At 46.5% G+C, this 16,510-nt stretch carries 21 protein-coding genes; 6 read left to right on the forward strand and 15 right to left on the reverse strand.

From position 1 onward, the window contains the following. Positions 1 to 69: 69 nt before the first annotated feature. The 10 genes from ADU24_RS18815 to ADU24_RS18865 form a co-directional block, all read right to left on the reverse strand. On the reverse strand, positions 70 to 534 hold the full coding sequence (locus ADU24_RS18815) for a hypothetical protein (protein ID WP_053368071.1): 465 nt from the start codon (positions 532 to 534) through the stop codon (positions 70 to 72). Positions 535 to 1,304: 770 nt separating this feature from the next. Further along, positions 1,305 to 1,910, reverse strand: coding sequence for a YdcF family protein (locus ADU24_RS18820; RefSeq protein WP_053368072.1), 606 nt, complete (start codon positions 1,908 to 1,910; stop codon positions 1,305 to 1,307). Between the two features lie 165 nt (positions 1,911 to 2,075). After that, entirely contained in the window at positions 2,076 to 2,621 is a 546-nt protein-coding gene (locus ADU24_RS18825) for an NUDIX hydrolase (protein WP_053368073.1), read from the reverse strand. A gap of 33 nt (positions 2,622 to 2,654) precedes the next feature. Continuing rightward, complete coding sequence (locus ADU24_RS18830; protein WP_053368074.1) at positions 2,655 to 3,188, reverse strand: hypothetical protein; 534 nt, start codon at positions 3,186 to 3,188, stop codon at positions 2,655 to 2,657. Positions 3,189 to 3,202: 14 nt separating this feature from the next. After that, a complete protein-coding gene (locus ADU24_RS18835; protein ID WP_053368075.1) occupies positions 3,203 to 3,733 on the reverse strand; it encodes an AAA family ATPase in 531 nt (176 codons plus the stop codon). 115 nt (positions 3,734 to 3,848) lie between these two features. Further along, positions 3,849 to 5,786 carry a threonine--tRNA ligase gene (thrS, locus tag ADU24_RS18840; RefSeq protein ID WP_053368076.1) on the reverse strand — a complete coding sequence of 646 codons (1,938 nt, stop codon included), beginning with the start codon at positions 5,784 to 5,786 and terminating at the stop codon, positions 3,849 to 3,851. A 747-nt stretch (positions 5,787 to 6,533) separates the two neighbouring features. After that, on the reverse strand, positions 6,534 to 6,854 hold the full coding sequence (locus tag ADU24_RS18845; RefSeq protein ID WP_053368077.1) for a hypothetical protein: 321 nt from the start codon (positions 6,852 to 6,854) through the stop codon (positions 6,534 to 6,536). 128 nt (positions 6,855 to 6,982) lie between these two features. Then, entirely contained in the window at positions 6,983 to 7,360 is a 378-nt protein-coding gene (locus ADU24_RS18850) for a VOC family protein (RefSeq protein ID WP_053368078.1), read from the reverse strand. Between the two features lie 658 nt (positions 7,361 to 8,018). Further along, a complete protein-coding gene (locus tag ADU24_RS18860) occupies positions 8,019 to 8,438 on the reverse strand; it encodes a VOC family protein (RefSeq protein ID WP_053368080.1) in 420 nt (139 codons plus the stop codon). Positions 8,439 to 8,666: 228 nt separating this feature from the next. Beyond that, positions 8,667 to 9,125 carry a GNAT family N-acetyltransferase gene (locus tag ADU24_RS18865; RefSeq protein ID WP_053368081.1) on the reverse strand — a complete coding sequence of 153 codons (459 nt, stop codon included), beginning with the start codon at positions 9,123 to 9,125 and terminating at the stop codon, positions 8,667 to 8,669. 354 nt (positions 9,126 to 9,479) lie between these two features. Here ADU24_RS18865 and ADU24_RS22730 point away from each other — a divergent pair, with 354 nt between their 5' ends. The 5 genes from ADU24_RS22730 to ADU24_RS18885 all read left to right on the forward strand — a co-directional run bounded on the left by ADU24_RS22730 (position 9,480) and on the right by ADU24_RS18885 (position 11,288). After that, complete coding sequence (locus ADU24_RS22730; RefSeq protein ID WP_156324637.1) at positions 9,480 to 9,665, forward strand: aspartyl-phosphate phosphatase Spo0E family protein; 186 nt, start codon at positions 9,480 to 9,482, stop codon at positions 9,663 to 9,665. Positions 9,666 to 10,031: 366 nt separating this feature from the next. Then, positions 10,032 to 10,166 (forward strand): YuzL family protein, encoded by a 135-nt coding sequence (locus tag ADU24_RS22735; RefSeq protein ID WP_082306974.1) that lies wholly within the window; start codon positions 10,032 to 10,034, stop codon positions 10,164 to 10,166. A gap of 103 nt (positions 10,167 to 10,269) precedes the next feature. Beyond that, positions 10,270 to 10,464: a cysteine-rich CWC family protein gene (locus tag ADU24_RS18875; protein ID WP_053368083.1), complete on the forward strand. Its 195-nt coding sequence runs from the start codon at positions 10,270 to 10,272 to the stop codon at positions 10,462 to 10,464. A 197-nt stretch (positions 10,465 to 10,661) separates the two neighbouring features. Then, positions 10,662 to 10,943, forward strand: a complete 282-nt coding sequence (locus ADU24_RS18880; protein ID WP_053369005.1) for a hypothetical protein — start codon at positions 10,662 to 10,664, stop codon at positions 10,941 to 10,943. A 12-nt stretch (positions 10,944 to 10,955) separates the two neighbouring features. Beyond that, entirely contained in the window at positions 10,956 to 11,288 is a 333-nt protein-coding gene (locus ADU24_RS18885; RefSeq protein ID WP_053368084.1) for a spore coat protein, read from the forward strand. Between the two features lie 133 nt (positions 11,289 to 11,421). Here the strand turns inward: ADU24_RS18885 and ADU24_RS18890 are convergent, their stop codons facing one another. Beyond that, positions 11,422 to 11,655, reverse strand: coding sequence for a hypothetical protein (locus ADU24_RS18890; RefSeq protein WP_053368085.1), 234 nt, complete (start codon positions 11,653 to 11,655; stop codon positions 11,422 to 11,424). Between the two features lie 80 nt (positions 11,656 to 11,735). Further along, positions 11,736 to 12,368, reverse strand: a complete 633-nt coding sequence (locus tag ADU24_RS18895; protein WP_053368086.1) for an alpha/beta family hydrolase — start codon at positions 12,366 to 12,368, stop codon at positions 11,736 to 11,738. A 154-nt stretch (positions 12,369 to 12,522) separates the two neighbouring features. Here ADU24_RS18895 and ADU24_RS18900 point away from each other — a divergent pair, with 154 nt between their 5' ends. Beyond that, positions 12,523 to 14,115, forward strand: coding sequence for a GMC family oxidoreductase (locus ADU24_RS18900; RefSeq protein WP_053368087.1), 1,593 nt, complete (start codon positions 12,523 to 12,525; stop codon positions 14,113 to 14,115). Positions 14,116 to 14,193: 78 nt separating this feature from the next. Here ADU24_RS18900 and ADU24_RS18905 read toward each other — a convergent pair whose 3' ends face one another. The 3 genes from ADU24_RS18905 to ADU24_RS18915 form a co-directional block, all read right to left on the reverse strand. Continuing rightward, positions 14,194 to 14,457: a DUF2573 family protein gene (locus tag ADU24_RS18905; RefSeq protein WP_053368088.1), complete on the reverse strand. Its 264-nt coding sequence runs from the start codon at positions 14,455 to 14,457 to the stop codon at positions 14,194 to 14,196. Beyond that, positions 14,414 to 15,226 (reverse strand): IucA/IucC family C-terminal-domain containing protein, encoded by an 813-nt coding sequence (locus ADU24_RS18910; RefSeq protein ID WP_053368089.1) that lies wholly within the window; start codon positions 15,224 to 15,226, stop codon positions 14,414 to 14,416. The genes ADU24_RS18905 and ADU24_RS18910 overlap by 44 nt, the downstream gene beginning before the upstream one ends. 286 nt (positions 15,227 to 15,512) lie before the next feature. After that, entirely contained in the window at positions 15,513 to 16,340 is an 828-nt protein-coding gene (locus ADU24_RS18915; RefSeq protein WP_053368090.1) for an ABC transporter ATP-binding protein, read from the reverse strand. Positions 16,341 to 16,510: the final 170 nt, after the last annotated feature.

The raw sequence follows: 16,510 nt of genomic DNA on the forward strand, positions 1-16,510 counted from the left end.
AAAAAGAACGCTTACCATATTGGTAAGCGCTTGTTTTTTCTTATATGGAGGAAATTCGATTTGGCAAGATCACTTCATACTCAACGCCGTTTTTATGAACTCCTCTTTTGAGAGGTCCCTTGGTCCTTTATAATCAATGGAGTATTCAACTTTGTCCTTTGTCCAGCTAAACATTTGGATGTCATCGGGGCCGACCCTGTAATAGGCGGGGGTGCCATCCGGTAAGGAGAGGGTTTCATCCCAACCCGCAATGTTGGTCCATCCGAGCTTGCTAGTTGCCCAAACAACGATTGACTCATTTTTATTTTCGTAAATTAGCTGCACCCTGTTCAGGTTGATGACCTTCGCATACGTTTGCTCCGCCTCAATCGGGAGGTAGGCTGGGGGTTCGATTTTGAAAATTAAACCTGCCGCGGATACTGGAAGCTTCACAACATTAATAACAATCCCCAGAGCGAAATAGCCGACAAGAAGCAACGTGAGGAATTTCCTGATTTTATTTGAAATCATGTACCTTTTTTCGCTTGCGTCCAATTATAAGACCTCCTTAACCGAGGTAACTTGCGTATCCTAATTTTACCATTAAATGGAGCTGTTTGCACAAAAAAAACCGTTTCAATTTAGAAACGGTCTCATTCTAATTTTAATGATCGATTATGCCTTTAAGCCATTCTGAAAAGTCCTTATTGGAAACTTTCTTCAAACAAAAAACCCCCTCAAGGGGATTAATTATTTTCAATGACTGTACCTAAAAACATTATATATTCTTGTATCAGTTCTTTGTATTGAGGATCGGAGCACCTTTCCAAATCCTGTGACAGCCTGCTGATTTCTCTTTTGAGTAATTGCTGTTCATGTTCGTGCATCTCGCTCGCCTCGCAGAAGTTTCTCGCATTCAGTCATATCTACCCACTACACAATTAGACTAAACCTGTTTTCGGCATATTCCTGCAATTTTTTTAGAGAGAATCATCGGCTTGCGGTACAGTCATCTTGAATGGGGGAAAATAGTCACTTCGATGACGTTCTAAACAACTTTTGCGACAGGAAATAGGCTGCTGTGGCAATAAGCAGGGTGCCTAGAAAATAGAAAGCGGACGGGCTCGCAAACACCGCTTTCCCGCTAAGGCTGTTACTCAATGAATGTAATTCAGGCGTGTATAGCGCGGTTAGAACAAAACCCGATACAACTTCGAAAAACATATACAAAAGAATAAAGCTAATGATGAATGCAAGGTATCTTTTAATCGTTCTCCCCTCCCGACTTTTAATGCAGGGCATTTTTTAAAAGGCATAATGGAGTTTTATAACTCCACATCTTCATCCACCAGGACCCCAAGTTTTACATAGTAAATAAGTTTCTGGGCCTCTGTTTCAACCCTTTTTCTCCCGATGTCACTAAGGAACCAGTTATCCTCCTTAGTATTGTTATCGTTTACGGCGCACAGCGAATAACGGATCCACGGCGGCATATACGTTTTCAATGTCAGGTGCAGCCGCCTCATGTGATAATACGTCGTAACAACCAGGAGCCGGTTTACTTTGTGCAAGTAAAACGCACGGTCTAATGTTAACAATGAGGCAAGCGCGTTTTCCTTTGTGTGCAGCGATTGGTCCTCAACCAATATATCCTCTTCCGGAACCCCGCGGGCGAGCGCCTCATTTTTCAGCATAATGGCTTCCGGAAAATTATTACCCGGCCACGTTACGCCGCCGGAAAAAAGGATTTTGCCAGCACGGCCCTCATTGTAAAGCTGCACTGCTTTCGGCAGCTTGTACTGGACAGCCTTGCTGCTCCCAGCCACAAAAATGCAGTCTCCAGGTTCCCCATCATCCTCAAGGCCCTGGAATAGCAGGCTTGTCAGCTGCCTATCCGTCAGCGCCCCGGCGTCCAATTTTGAGAGAAACATATCCTTTGCCACCTCTATGTAAAAAATAGTGAAATAAACTATGAAAACAATTTTGAACGGAAAACCGTGGTGAATCTGTCTTCATAAATAATTTAAATCTAATAGCCTAAGAAACAGCTAAAGACCGATTCATTACTAAACCCGCTTCAATCGTTCTTGAGAACCTTACCCCTCAAAATAATCCTTCGCCATATAATACGCGCTTGCGGTAAATAGCTGGGTTTTGATTTCCCCTGCTTTGATCAGCTCTCCAAATTCCTTAAAATTAATAAGTTTCACATCAATCTCTTCGGTGCTATCCAAAGTTTGTTCAGATGCCTTATAGCCGTCCCGAATAAGGTAGGTTATTATTTTGTTTGTTTGGGTGGCGGGATTGACCATGAATTCCCCTAATTTAACCGGCGCGCAATTAGTTATAAAACCCGTTTCTTCCCTGACCTCCCGAAGGATTCCTTCTTCATATGTCTCGTTTTCTTCAATTTTTCCGGCAGGTATCTCCAGGAAGAAGTCATTCCCGGCGTGGCGGTATTGTTTTACAAGGACGATTTTGTTGTCCTCGGTAATGACCACGGCGTTCACCCAGTCTGCATATTCATTTACGTAATAATCGTTGATTACGATACCGCTTGAGAGCTGGCATGTGTCCTTCCGCAAGTTTCCGAAGGCCGTTTTGTAAAAATACTCTGACGCCAGTGTTTTCCACTTTTCCACGTTCTGTTCATCCCCCTATTCACCCTAAAAAGCTCACTCTTCCCGAATTGGCACCTTAGTTTCCACATCGCCTCGCACAATTACAACGCTTTCTAATTTTTCCGATGCGCCCTTGCCAACTTCAATCACAAATGCTCTCGGGGAGGCGTCGGTTGTGCAGACACCACTTGCAGCTGACAGCCTGATTGACAGCTCTTCTCCCATAGCCCGGATAACGGCCTCCTCAATCTTATAAGGACAGCTCCCTGATTCATAAGTGCCAATGAAGATAACGGCATTCTTTTGAAAATTGACTGCCGGGATGCCTGCACGATTTAGTCTAAACTGCCTCCATATCTTCAGATAGCCAATCTGGTTGACTGCTTTTTTCACTAAATATTCATTACCGGGATGATCTTCGTTCTGATAGGCGTGCTCTTCGAATTTGTCAGGGAGGCTTTTCCCGGATGCAAGCAGGTTGATGTGTGCCCCAAGCCTCACCGGGTTTGTGGGCCTATTTTTCCCAAAAGCTAAAAGAACAACGATAACAACTGCTATTCCGATACCGGCGAAAAGCCATTTTTTCAAGTGACCGCCGCCTTTCATGAAAATTTATAGGAAGGATTTACAATAATCGTCCTGACGATATTATCGAGTTCGGCTGGTTTTAGACGGGAAGTGTCATAGAAAAATCGCGGTTCGACTTCCTTGCTTAGAAACTCCTCGACAAGCTCCAGGCATCTGGCCCCCATTTGGTCGGCTTCGTCCCTGAGGGAATCCCTCCGCAACAATTCCTCGCGTTCGGCCCATAGTACTGTGTAATGGATTTCAACATTCCCGGCTTCCATGAGAACCTTTTCCGAAAACCTCCGGACATCCTCCGGAAACGCGATATAATCGATGACAACATCCTTTCCGGCCTGTACGAAATTAATGCTTAGATCTGCGATGTTTTCCCAGACGAGCAACTCCAATTCCCTGCTTTTCCAGGGCGGGAGGTAGCCACCGATCACCATATGGTTGACTGTATCGCCTTCAATATAGGCACTGTGGTTAAATTGTTCCGCCAGCCGCCTCGATGTGGTCGATTTGCCCACGCCTGCCGGTCCGGACACTATATAAATGCTTCTCATATTCCGCGATCTCCATTTCCCTATAACTGGTTACTTCAATTATCACATCCGCCTCGAGATTTGCCAATTTTTTTAAAAAGTGCGCCAATCTCAAAGGATCGACGCACTAACTGGATTATACAAGTTCCCCAGCCGGCGCTTCATTGCGGATGGAACGTTCTGCGATTTGCCGGACAATGTTTTCTTTAAACACTTCAAATGGAATGCTTTCGGAATTTTGCTCGCCGTATCTCCGTACGTTTACGGCGTTTTCGTTCACTTCCTTGTCTCCAACCACGAGTACATAGGGGATTTTTTGCATTTGCGCCTCACGCATTTTGTAGCCGAGTTTTTCCCCGCTGCCGTCGACTTTTACCCTGACCCCAAGCTGCTTCAATTCAGATTGGATTCGCAGGCAGGCATCGAGGTGGACTTGCGAGACAGGGATGATGTCCGCCTGGAGCGGGGCGAGCCAAACCGGGAATGCGCCGGCGAAATGTTCAACGAGGATTCCGAAGAAGCGGTCAATCGAGCCGAATATCGCGCGGTGGATGACGACTGGCCGCACCTTTTCATTCTTTTCGTTGATGTACGCCAAATCGAATTTTTCCGGCATTTGAAAATCAAGCTGGATTGTCGCGCATTGATGGCTCCGTTTCAAGGCGTCTTTGATGTGGAAATCAATTTTCGGCCCGTAAAATGCCCCATCGCCTTCGTTCAATTGATAGGGAATTTCCAGGTTATCAAGCACCCGCTTTAAAGCGGCCTCGGAAACCTCCCAGAGCGCGTCTTCACCGAGTGAATCCTCCGGACGAGTCGACAGCTCCACAGAATACTCGAAGCCAAATGTCCTATAGACCCGGTCAACAAGCTTGAACACTTGCTTGATCTCATCCTCGATCTGGTCCTCGCGCACGAAAATGTGGGCGTCGTCCTGGCAAAAAGTCCGGACGCGCAGCATCCCATTCAGCGCGCCGCTGTACTCGTGGCGGTGCACCTGGCCAAACTCGGACAAGCGAACAGGCAAGTCGCGGTAGGAGTAAAGATTATTTTTGAAAATGAGCATATGGCCTGGGCAGTTCATCGGCTTCATCGCGAATTTTGTCCCGTCGACTTCGGAAAAGTACATGTTCTCATGGTAGTGGTCCCAGTGGCCCGATTGCTCCCACAGCCTCTGGTTCATCATGAACGGCGTCCGGACCTCGCTGTAATCGGCCCCGTTTTGAAGCTCGCGGGAGAAATCCTCCAATTCATTGCGGATGATTTGCCCCTTCGGCAGATAAAACGGCATTCCAGGTGCTTCCTCGGAAAACATGAACAACTCCAGCTGCTTCCCAAGCTTCCGGTGGTCGCGCTTTGCCGCTTCCTCAAGGAAGTTCAGATAGTCATCAAGCTCCTTTTTCTTTTTAAAAGCGACGCCGTATACCCGCTGAAGGACCTCGTTCTCACTGTCACCCCTCCAGTAAGCACCGGAAACGCGAGTCAGTTTGAACGCTTTTACAAAGCCTGTGGACGGCAGGTGCGGTCCGCGGCAAAGGTCAATGAATTCGCCCTGCTCATAGAGTGTGATTTTTTCGTCAGGCGGCAGGTCCTTCAGGATTTCGAGCTTGAACTGTTCGCCTTTTTCCGAAAAAAGCCTTTCCGCTTCTTCATAGGAAACCTCGTGCCGCTTAATTTCCAGGGCTTCGGCGACGATGCGCTCCATTTCTTTTTCAATCGCGAGTAAATCCTCGGGGGACAGGCTGCGTTCGAGCTTCATGTCATAATAGAATCCGTCTTCAATGACAGGCCCGATGCCCAGCCTTACCTCGCCGAAGAGGCGCTTTACGGCCTGCGCCAAAATGTGGGCCGATGTATGCCGCATGATGTACAGTCCCTCTTCAGAATCGGGCGTGATAACCGCAAGCTCCGCGCCGTTTTCAAGCTTGAAGTTTAAATCAACAAGCTCGCCGTTCACCTTCCCGGCAACTGCATGCTTCCCAAGGCTTGTGCTGATTGCCTCCGCCGCCTTCCCGACTGATACTCCTTTCGGAAATTCCTTCATGCTTCCGTCCGGCAATTTTACGTTAATCATGGCTTTCCTCTCCTTTTTTAAAATAAAAGCCCACTTAAAGTTGGCTGGTGATTTCCGTTTCAGTCCTCAACACAGCCCAAAATGAAAAAACACCCGTCCCTGAAGAAAGGGACGAGTGCGCTTAACCCGTGGTTCCACCCAATTTCCCGTCAGCAAGCTTGCCGCTTTTTCAAATAAAGCGGCAGCTGCTTACGGCTTTGGTGCTTTAACGCAGCATATACGGCATCGGATACTCTTATTCCCCGATGCGGCTCAAAGGCGGTAAATCGTTCTCCTGCGTTAGGAAGTTCACAGCACCCTTCCCTCTCTGGAAACCGGAAAAACAATTCGTGTCCTTTTCATCACGATACCTGTATTTTTTTGCAAAATAAAAAACACACCCATCCCTCGGAAAGGGACGAGTGTGTTACCCGCGGTTCCACCCAATTTCCCGTCAGCATACTTGTCGCTTTTTCAAATAAAGCTGCAGCTGCTTACGGCTTTGGCGCTGTAACGTAGCAAAGACGGCATTGGATACTTAGGTTCCCCAATGCAGCTCAGTAGGTGGTAAGATACTTTCCTGCGTTAGGAAGATCCCAGCTTTTCTTCCCTCTCTGGAAACCGAAAAAGTACCCCATGCCCTCATCATCGCTTTTAATAATCGGAAGTTTCTATTGTTGTTTCCACATATTACAATATTTACACACCGTTGGCAATACCCATTTTTTCCGTAATTTGAAAAATAGGCACTGCTGGTCTGAGTTCTCCCTAAACACGAGGCTCATTGTTCTTCTTATGGAAATCCCTGATCCAGTCGTAGGTTCTGTCAAAGCCTTTATAATGTAAAATCCTTATGAATATATTCGGCTTTTTCTCGGCCCTGTTCATAACAGTTTTGCAATACTTGCAGGTCAAGGCGGTTTCGTCAATCAGCTCAATGCAATTCGTACACTGGACAAGCCGGGTTTTAATAGGCAAAAAAATAGCAATAATGGATCGGAAGGTAAGCAATATAACGATGATCGTCAAAACCACTACTGGTACGGTTAAATAATCAGCCAGCTTCATCATCATTTCAATTGACGCCATGGCATGCCCCCCTTGACTCATACTGGAAATTATTCTGCTATCTCCCTTATTTCTGTATTCGTCGAATCGCCCACTAATTCCTTCCAAGTGCCTGTTTTTTTAAAAGGCTGCTTCAGCAACCTTGCCCATTATTGGCAAACGCCCAATGGATTCCCATCCGGGTCAAAGAAGGTGAAAAATCTTGAAGAGCCTTCCCCGCCAATGTGATTGACCTTTACATTTTTCTCAGTTAACAGTTTGTAGGTTTCCTCAATGTCTTCAGGAATGAAATTATAATACTTCCCGACCCCGAAATTGTTCGCCGGAAATTTCATCGGCTGGTGGTTCTCGGTTTTCACAAGGCAAACGACGGTCTGCGCCTGTTCGGAAATTTTCATCACCGCTGCCTCTTTTTCTATGTAAAGAAGTGAAAACCCTAGTATCTCATCGTACCATTTAGCTGATGCCGCCGGATCCTTAACAGGAATGAATACCCCTTCCATGCCTTTTAAAAGTGGTTTTGTCATCGTTTCTCCTCCAGTTTTTTAGTGAAAATCCCATATAGAGGGAATATTACTGTGCTGTAATCAATTTTAATCGAATTTTTAATCTGATGGTAATAGAATTATCACATTTGGGCAGTATGATAGGTGTGTGGAAAGGAACCAACTTTTTCATACCCCCTTTAAAATTCTCTTTTTTGTCCGGCCTCGTGCCGGACCTTTTTTTGTTCTGAATACTGTCACTTCTCTCCAGGCTCTTTACTGAACCAGTTGGGCATTCAAAATTGGCCATCGGTAACTTTCAAAGCTTCATCTCGGCCGGTAAATTCGTCCAAATTGTGACAGTTTTCGATATATGCCTTGAAATTTTCGATATCCACTCCGAAATTTTCGATATATCCAAAATTTTTTCGATAACGACATAAAAATTCTCGATATCGTCCCAAAATCCCGATAAAACAGCGCCTTTGGACGTTTTGCAATGGACAGAATTTACCCAAACCAGGAGCCTCCCCCTAAATAATTCCAAATCCGCCCTTTATAAAAATAGAAAAACGATCTTTTTATCAAAAAAAGACCGCTTCTTATGGATTAAGGTGCCTGGCACCCAGGTGGGACGTTTTTTGTCCCAGCATGGTGCCTGGCACCCCATTATTGATGAATACTCTTTATCTCGGTTTCTCTATTTTACATGGGCTAGATACTCTTTGAAGGTTGGACAAAGTTCGCTCCAGACATCGAATGCGTTGCCGTCCGGGTCACGGAAGACAAAATTTCTTCCTTTGTGGCCCCGGTCTTCGATTTCACCGGCTGTTACTCCGTTTTCGAGGAAATCGCTGCGAAGTGCTTCGAGTGCTTCAACGCCATCGACTTCAAAGGTTACTGAGAAACGTTCGTTGCCATAGGAATCCCAAAAATTTGCGCTTTGTCCTTCTTCGGCCTTAACCAGGAAAAAGCTTTGGTTGGCAAAATTGGCGATTGCCTTGTCTCCATCCTTGTAGCTAATCCATGCCCCAAGCTTGCTAGTATACCATTCAGATGCAGCTTCCACATCCGAAACAGGCAAATACATCGTTCCAACCCTGAAAAGCTTGTTTTCCATTTCTTCCCCAACCTTTCCTCATATTTAATGCTTTAATTCTCCATCTTTATAAAAAAACCTTTCATCCCCGAAATTTCTTCCAATAAAATTTGTGATTAAATCGTCTAACGGTATACATAGAAGCGCAATAAATAAAAAATGAAAAATTTAATGGCGAAGCGGGCATTATGACCAGTACACAACTCCTGTTCTCCATCTTCCCTATTCGTTGGTCAGGCCCAGCTCATTTTATTTACGGTGGCCATCCAATCGAGCCTGGATGTACCCAAAGTAAGCGCATGTTCCTTTTTCGGCAGAGTTTTTAACCTCGAGGCCGCATTTTTCGTAGAACGGGAAGTTATTGGCGGATGTGTGGGCGAACCAGTCCCCGTGCGGGAGTTTTTGGAGGCAGAGGGCGACAAGTTTTTGGCCGATGCCCTTGCCCCGGTGGTCTGACCGGACGATGAGGTCCATAATTGTTGCGGCCATAACCTGGTCAGAGATGACGCGGACCATGGCAATCATGTCCTCTTTATCCCAAACCGTGAAAGCCCAAGTCGAATTTTTGAAAATCAAAGTAAATTTTTCCTTTTGCCAATTCGGCGTGTCCCGGGCCCATCCGGCATCTTCGAAAAGGGCTTCGACTTTTTCGGCGGGAACACCTTCCGTTCCTTCCCTGATCACGAGGCCGTTAAAATATTGATACATTTCGGCTTCCCCCTTTATCTTTTGGTTTAAGATTCGCTATTGTAGGGGAAAACCCTTTTTTATTTTTCGTTTAAAATTACAGGAGGATTTTGTCTTTTTCGCTTTTTACCCACTCTTTAACTTTTCGTTGTCTATTCGCAAGGATTTCCCAACTTTTGAACAGTTTCGCATTAGGTTTAATTTAAGGAAATGTTAAAGGTTTGTTCATAGTTTGTTCATTTTTGGACGGTATGATGGGTTTGTGAAAAGGAACCCTCATACTTTTTCATACTCCCCCCTCTTTTAATATAGAGTCTTACCAATCCGGCTTCTGGCCGGATCTTTTTTATATTTGAACTATTCCTGACAGGAGGGTTGTCCATCGCTAATCCACTAATTCGAAATTTGGACGAAATGGCTGACTATATCGAATTACTTCGGACTGAATTACTTGAAAAAAGCCAGCAGCTGGGAATCAACCACGAAGCCACCATCCTAGCCAGCCAGGAACTCGACGGCTACATCCTCCAATATCAAAGACTTACCGAAAAAGGCTTGTGAAGCAACGAACACAGTACCAGGCACCAATGCTGGTCACTTTATGTCCCACCTCTGGCGTCCGGATGAAAAAAGTTCAATCTTCCTAAAACTTTAGAATTTCTTAACATTACGTTCACATAGTGTTCATATTGGGTGGATACGATGGAAGTATGAAAAGTTACCCCACTTTTCATATTCCCCACCCTCTGTAAAATACAGAACAAAATTTTTCCGGCCTTGTGCCGGGATTTTTTTATTGTCCAATGGCATTTGTAGATAATTGCATAAATAATGTTAAACACTATCTCAAGATATAAAATCACAAAGCCCAAATTTACCTCTTTAATTATGATTAAGCTGGGGATGTTAAGGTAAGGGGTGATGTTGATGGCGAGGTTGAAAAAGAATCCCTCGGAAGCTGGTGTAAGTGCGGCGAGTGTGAAGGGAAATGCGGGTCCGCATAATATTCGGCATCGAAAGAATAAGGTAAATAGCCAAAATAATCAATTTAAGAAGGATTAATCCGGAGGCGCCCATCGCGGGTGCCTTCTTTTTATAATTTTTATGGGACTCCCCACCAAAAAAGCTTAAAATAGAGAAAAAACATATTATGGAGGGGTTGCGGATGGCTGGAAATGTTTGCCCGCTTTGCGGGGAGGAGAACGGGTGTATGTCCGGTCAACATGGGTCTTGCTGGTGCACTCATGAAGAGTTCCCAAGCGGAATCTTCGAATTAATCCCAAATGAGTTGTTGCACAAGGTGTGCATTTGCCGGAAGTGCTTGCTCAAGTTTAAGGAAGAAATGGCGGCTGGCCGTTAAAGCATGCAGCCGCACCCCAATCCATTCCCATATATGAATCAAAAACCGACTGTTCTCTCTTCTAAATGGTGCCTGGCACCCAACCGGGACGTTTTCTGTTCCACACTGGCTCCTGGCACCGGGTTATCTTTGTATATTCCTGCCATGGTTGGGGATGTTAACGGATGCGGGATTATTTTGTTCAGGAGGTTTTGATTATGCAACAGCAGCAGAATCAGGGTATGCAGAATCAGCAGGGGTTTATGCAGCAGCCGCCGAATGTGTTGTCCGGGAAGGATGAGCTGTATTTGACGGATATGCTGACGTGGAATTTGATGGCGGCGAAGAAGGCTCATTTTTACGCGCAGCATTGCCAGATTGAAGCGATGCGGGCTGAGGCCGAGCAGGTTGGGCAGATGCACCAGCGCCATTATGAGAAAATCCTTGGCCATTTGAATGCCCATCAGAACCAAAATGCGCAGCAGTACATGCAGCAGTAGGAGGAACGGACGATGACCAACAATTCGATTTCAAATCAACCGACCCAGGTTGAGAAAAACCCTTCCATGAATGACCGGGATTTTATCAACGATTTGCTGGCGACAGAGAAATATATGACCCACGGCTATGATGTATTTTTGAATGAGGCGAGCCACATGGGCTTGTACAAGGATGTACTCGATATGTACAATGAGACGCAGAATCTCCAGCGCCATTTGTACAATGTTATGTTCCAGGAAGGCTGGTACAAAGTTGAGCCGGCCCAGGCGCAATCGCTTCAAAAAAAGGCCCAACAATTCTCCGGTTACCGCGACCAGCTTCCATATGGCGGGAATGTCCAGTAACACATCGTTTATCCTTGCAACGCACTTGAAGGAAAATATTTTTCCAAAAAAGAAAGCCTCCTGATTGATGGGGGCTTTTTCAGTTGGCCTGGGCATATTCCGTATTGCATACTATCTAACACAAAATCCCAGCCTACTTCAAATCAACGTCATCCTTTTTCAACAAGACTTCCTCAACAAATTCCTTCACTTTGTCCCGCTTTGGTCCCAGCCCAGATACCGTGAATTCCACATCCTTCAAAATAATCAGCAGTTCAATCAACAGGGCTGTGATGATGCCAAMCCCGATGATGCCGCCGATTGGGCCAAGCATCCAAAGTGCCCCGCCGACAATACTCATCAATACGGCAATTAAAAGTAATCTCATGTTCCGCTCCTTTGTTTTATTGGCATGGCAGCTGGCAAACTGCTTTCCCCTACATTAAGAATGAGTTTTATACTAAAGCCTCACTTTATAAAATCAGCCAGTCTCTCCATGACCTGTTCCATCACAGAAAGGGACTGTCGTATATTATACGGCACGATTTCAAGGGAATGGTCGGCATTCGGGATCGCCATGACTTTAACCATCGGATTGGTTCCGATTTCAACGACTCTGCTTTCGATAAAATGATGATCGTTCTCGCCAATGGCGACCAAGTCCGGCTGGCGGCAATTTTTTAATGTTTCGGATATATCATTGTATTTCAGGAGCGGCGTCAAGAGTACCATTTTCGAATTTCCATATTGGTTATTTCTCATAAAATTATGGATGATTGGAATTGTCCCGAGCGATTTTCCTAAAAAAAGAATGGATTCATACTGCTTTATACCAAGAACTTCGGTTATCACGGGGTGGATATCGCTGCACATGGTATCACAGATTCCTTCTAAAGGTAGCTCGAACAGCGCCCGGTAATCGTAGGAATAATGAATATGGACCACATCATATTCTCGCTCAAGCAAGGCCATCGTCGAATAGTAAAGAAGCGGTCGATCATATGTGTAGCCGGCTCCCGAGAACATGAAGCAAACGGCCGCTCCTCCGTTGTCTGTAAACGTATAATCGATTTGGTTGATCGTTCTTTTTGTGGCCTTCATAGGCTTCCTCCCCTTGGACGTCCTTCAGTTTTCTAAATTTTAACACAATTCCACGATGGCAGATATAGTAAAAAAACAAATATGCAATTCGCCCGGTTCCTCCTGTCCACTCTTCTCATAAAATAAAGAAATTGTGTATAGGAGACGAGAAGGAATGGTCCATGGAAAACTTTCCAATTCGCTATATGATTATATAATCGTCGGAACGGGTCCGGCTGGTGCGGTGATGGCGAAGATGCTGACAGATGACATGAAAACGTCGGTGCTTATCCTTGAGGCGGGGGATAACAATGACCGTGACCGGCCAATACGGGATTCCCGGTTCGCACCCGAGCTTGAGGAGCACTTCTTTCCAAACTACTTTTGGCAGGGGGAGGGCGTGCCCCAGGAAAGAGTCAATGAACGGTCCTTCGAATGGACAACCGGACGGCTTTCCGGAGGCGGCTCATCCATAAATGGGGAGCAGTATGTCCGCCCTACTCCAGCTGTAATGCGGGAATGGGAACGGCTATTAGGGCCGATGTGGTCGCCTGCTGAGGCTATCCGGAGTTTTCGCGAGCTCGAACGTTTTAGGGGAATACAATTCAATCCAAGGATTCATGGTTTCAATGGCAGATTGTCCATTAGGCAAGCGCCGGAGCACCCACCCGCTGCATCCAGGAAACTCGTTTCGGCAATCGTGCGGGCAACAGGGGTTCCATTTATTGAAGACTATAATGACCCAGCAACGGCTACTGGTGCATTCACGAGATGGCAATTGACCCAAAAACCAAACGGGGAGCGGGAAAGCGCCTCGACTGCCTTTTTGTCGCGGGACATTGTTGATGCGAATGGATTTGGGGTTAACGGACGGAAGCTGAGGCTACTTTATCGTTCGACAGCGCTCCGCGTCCTTTTTAAAGAAAAGATGGCAGTAGGAGTGGAAATTTTACGAGAAGGAAAAAAGGTGAAGGTTTTTGCCCGAAAGAAAGTGATTGTTTCCACAGGGATCAATAGTCCGCAGCTCCTTATGCTGTCCGGCATCGGACCCGGGAATGACCTTGAGAAAGCGGGAATTCCGGTAATATTCCATAACCCTAACGTTGGCAAGTTTTTAACGAACCATACGTTGAATACGGCTGTCTTTACAATGAATCAAAGGGATATCCCCGCGGTTCAGCGTGATCCGTCCGCCCTTTATACGGGGGGAGCGTTCCTGCCAAATCCACTTGAAGGCGGGGAAGCGAGGCGCGGTGTTCAGCTGATCGGCTCCGTCTCGGAGGGGAATTTCGTCATCGTCATCCTTTTTCTGCAGCCGAGAAGCCGCGGGACCATCCGCCTCCAAAACAATGACCCTTTGAAAATCGTTCTCGCCGACGAGGCATTTCTCGAAGACCCATACGATCTGGAAGCAGTCAAGGCAATTTTCAGAAGCTATATCAAGCCCATCGCGCTCGAACTTTCAAAAATTGACCCTTCTTACCGGCTCGTTTCCCCCTCACTTGAAACGATTGACGATGATTCCGCGCTTGAGGAATATATTAAGGAAAACTTCGGGCACAACCATCACCAGCAAAGCTCGCTCAGGATGGCGCCACTGCATGAAGGCGGAGTCGTCGATAACAGGGGCAGAGTCCACGGAGTCAGCAATCTCGTTGTCGCTGATGCCCAAATCATCCCGTTCACCGTCGACGGAAACACGTCCGCATCCGCCTATTTGATTGGCCATACAATTGCGAAGAGTTTGCTAGAGGAAGACTTGCGCTAGGCAAAGTGGGTAGCCAAGCCACCGGTGCTGCTTCAGTTCCCGGTGGCCTGGGCCCTTTTTTAAAAAAAGGCCAACACACTAGGCCTGAGAATCCGCCTTTGTGTTCCGATGCACCTCGTTTAGGCGTTTGATTTCGGCCATGAGTTCTTTCATTTCGTCTTTCGCATCCGGATAAAGGGCGTTCCAATGCCTGGTGAGGGCTGGCATTGTCTTGGCGATGTGGGTGTAGAGGGCATACATTTTCACTTTTTCGGTGATGTCCTTGTCTGTGGTGCCGACTAGGAGTTCGGCGTATTTTTCAAGTAAGGCTTCGAACTGCATCGCAAACGTCTTCTGGTCCATTTGTGCATTTGCCCTCCATTTCAAGCTTCCGACACGGGCACGTTTTGCATCGCGCCGCCTTTTCGCCGGTCAAATAGGAAAAACAGCATGTTTGGCGAATCCGGACCATTTCGTCCAGTTCATCCACATATGTTTTTTCAGTGTAAAATTTGCTGATTGGATTTCGGTTGTATTTGCCAAACAGGGATCCTTCCGCTTTGCAGAGAAGGAAATCGAGGTCTGCTGCGGCGGCGGGCTCGTTTTCAAGTTTTGATTCATACAGCCACATGATGTAGACAGCGGTGTTTTCCCAGAGGATCAGTTTTGAAAGGCCGGTCGTTTTGGCAAGTGTTTCGATAACCGGGTTGATGTGGCCTGCGAATAGCTCGGAAACCCCTTTTCTGAAAAGGGTCTGGCGGTCTGCTTCGGCATATTCCTCTGTTTGCGTGTTTTTCAGGAAAAACTTCGGAAGCCATTTCGGCTCATCTGAAGGCGGCTCGAAATAAATGTTTTCCGGACGGATATCGAGTTTTTTGTTCCAGGCGGTCATCGTGTAAAGGGCGAGGACGGCAAGGAATGCATACCGTTTCATAAAAATGGATGCGGCCACTTTATCGGAATCTGTTTGGAACGTCACCTTAAGCCGCTCAATCAACGAATGCATCGCCGCCGGATCCAGCAGCGTTTTAGCGGAAACCATCCCCTCAACCTGCTCATCCACAAAACGGAAATCCTTCAAAACTCCCCTCTCTGTATCAGTCAATCTCCCAACAATCAACTCCAAATCCACAAAACCCCCTCCCTAAAAAGTACGGTGCACCCATCAAGGTGCTAAGGTGCCTGGCACAGTTCGTTCGGGCTCTAAATCTTCTATTAGTGACCGAAGGATCGGTTGCCCAATGCTGTTCGGGCTCTAAATCTTTAGTGACCGAAGGAACGGGTGCCCACTGCCGTTCGGGCTCTAAATCTTCTTTTAGTGACCGAAGGAACGGGTGCCCACTGCTGTTCGGGCTCTAAATCTGCTTTTTAGTGACCGAAGGAATGGTTGCCCACTGCCGTTCGGCACCGAAATAATTTTAGCTGTTAGCGGCGACGGCATTTTTAAGGATGCAACGGCCTTTTCCGTATGGGATGCATAGTGGCGTTCCGAAGAGCGGATCCATTGTGACTTCGCATTCCATGCCAAATACGTTTTTGACGAGTGAGCAGTTGATGACGATCTCGGGACGGCCTTGTGCATAGATTTGCTTGTCCTTGATGGCGACGATGTTATGGGCGTACCGGCAGGCGAGATTCAGATCGTGGAGGACCATGACGATTGTCCGGTTTTCACGCTCATTCAATTCGTAGAGCAAATCCAGGATTTCAATTTGATGGGTCATGTCCAGATACGTTGTCGGTTCATCAAGAAGCAGGATATCGGTATCCTGCGCAAGTGTCATCGCAATCCAAGCGCGCTGACGCTGGCCGCCGGACAGAGAATCGACGGGGCGGTCCTTCAGTTCCTCAAGGCCGGTTGCCTTCAGCGCATCACTTACTTTTTGTTCATCCTCTTCGGACCACTGCCTTAGCCACGACTGATACGGATACCGTCCCTGTTTTACAAGCTGGAGGACGGTCAGCCCTTCCGGAGCAACAGGTGTTTGCGGAAGGATGGCCATATTTTTGGCGACTTCCCTTGTCGATAGCTTTGAAATGGACTTCCCTTCAAGCAGGACTGTGCCTGATTTTGGTTTCAGCAGGCGCGCAATTGAGCGAAGAAGGGTCGATTTCCCGCAGCCATTCCCTCCGATAAAGACAGTGATTTCACCTTTAGGAATTTTGAGGTCGAGTTCTTTGATGATCAATGTATCTCCGTAGGAAAGGGACAGTTCTTTCGTTTCAATCGCTTGCGCTTGCGTCAATTCAGACAGCTCCTTTACACGTTATCACGTTCTGTTCCAATGGCTTACTTGGTTTCTATTTTATCTGGGGTCGGTTTTGTTTTTCGTAAAAGATTTTCCAAAATCGGTTTGTTTTTTAATATGAGCAAGTTGTTTCATTTAGACTTTCTTTTTCCAATTAATCCGCCCTG

Source organism: Bacillus sp. FJAT-27245 (assembly GCF_001273955.1).
Taxonomy (GTDB): domain Bacteria; phylum Bacillota; class Bacilli; order Bacillales; family Cytobacillaceae; genus Bacillus_D.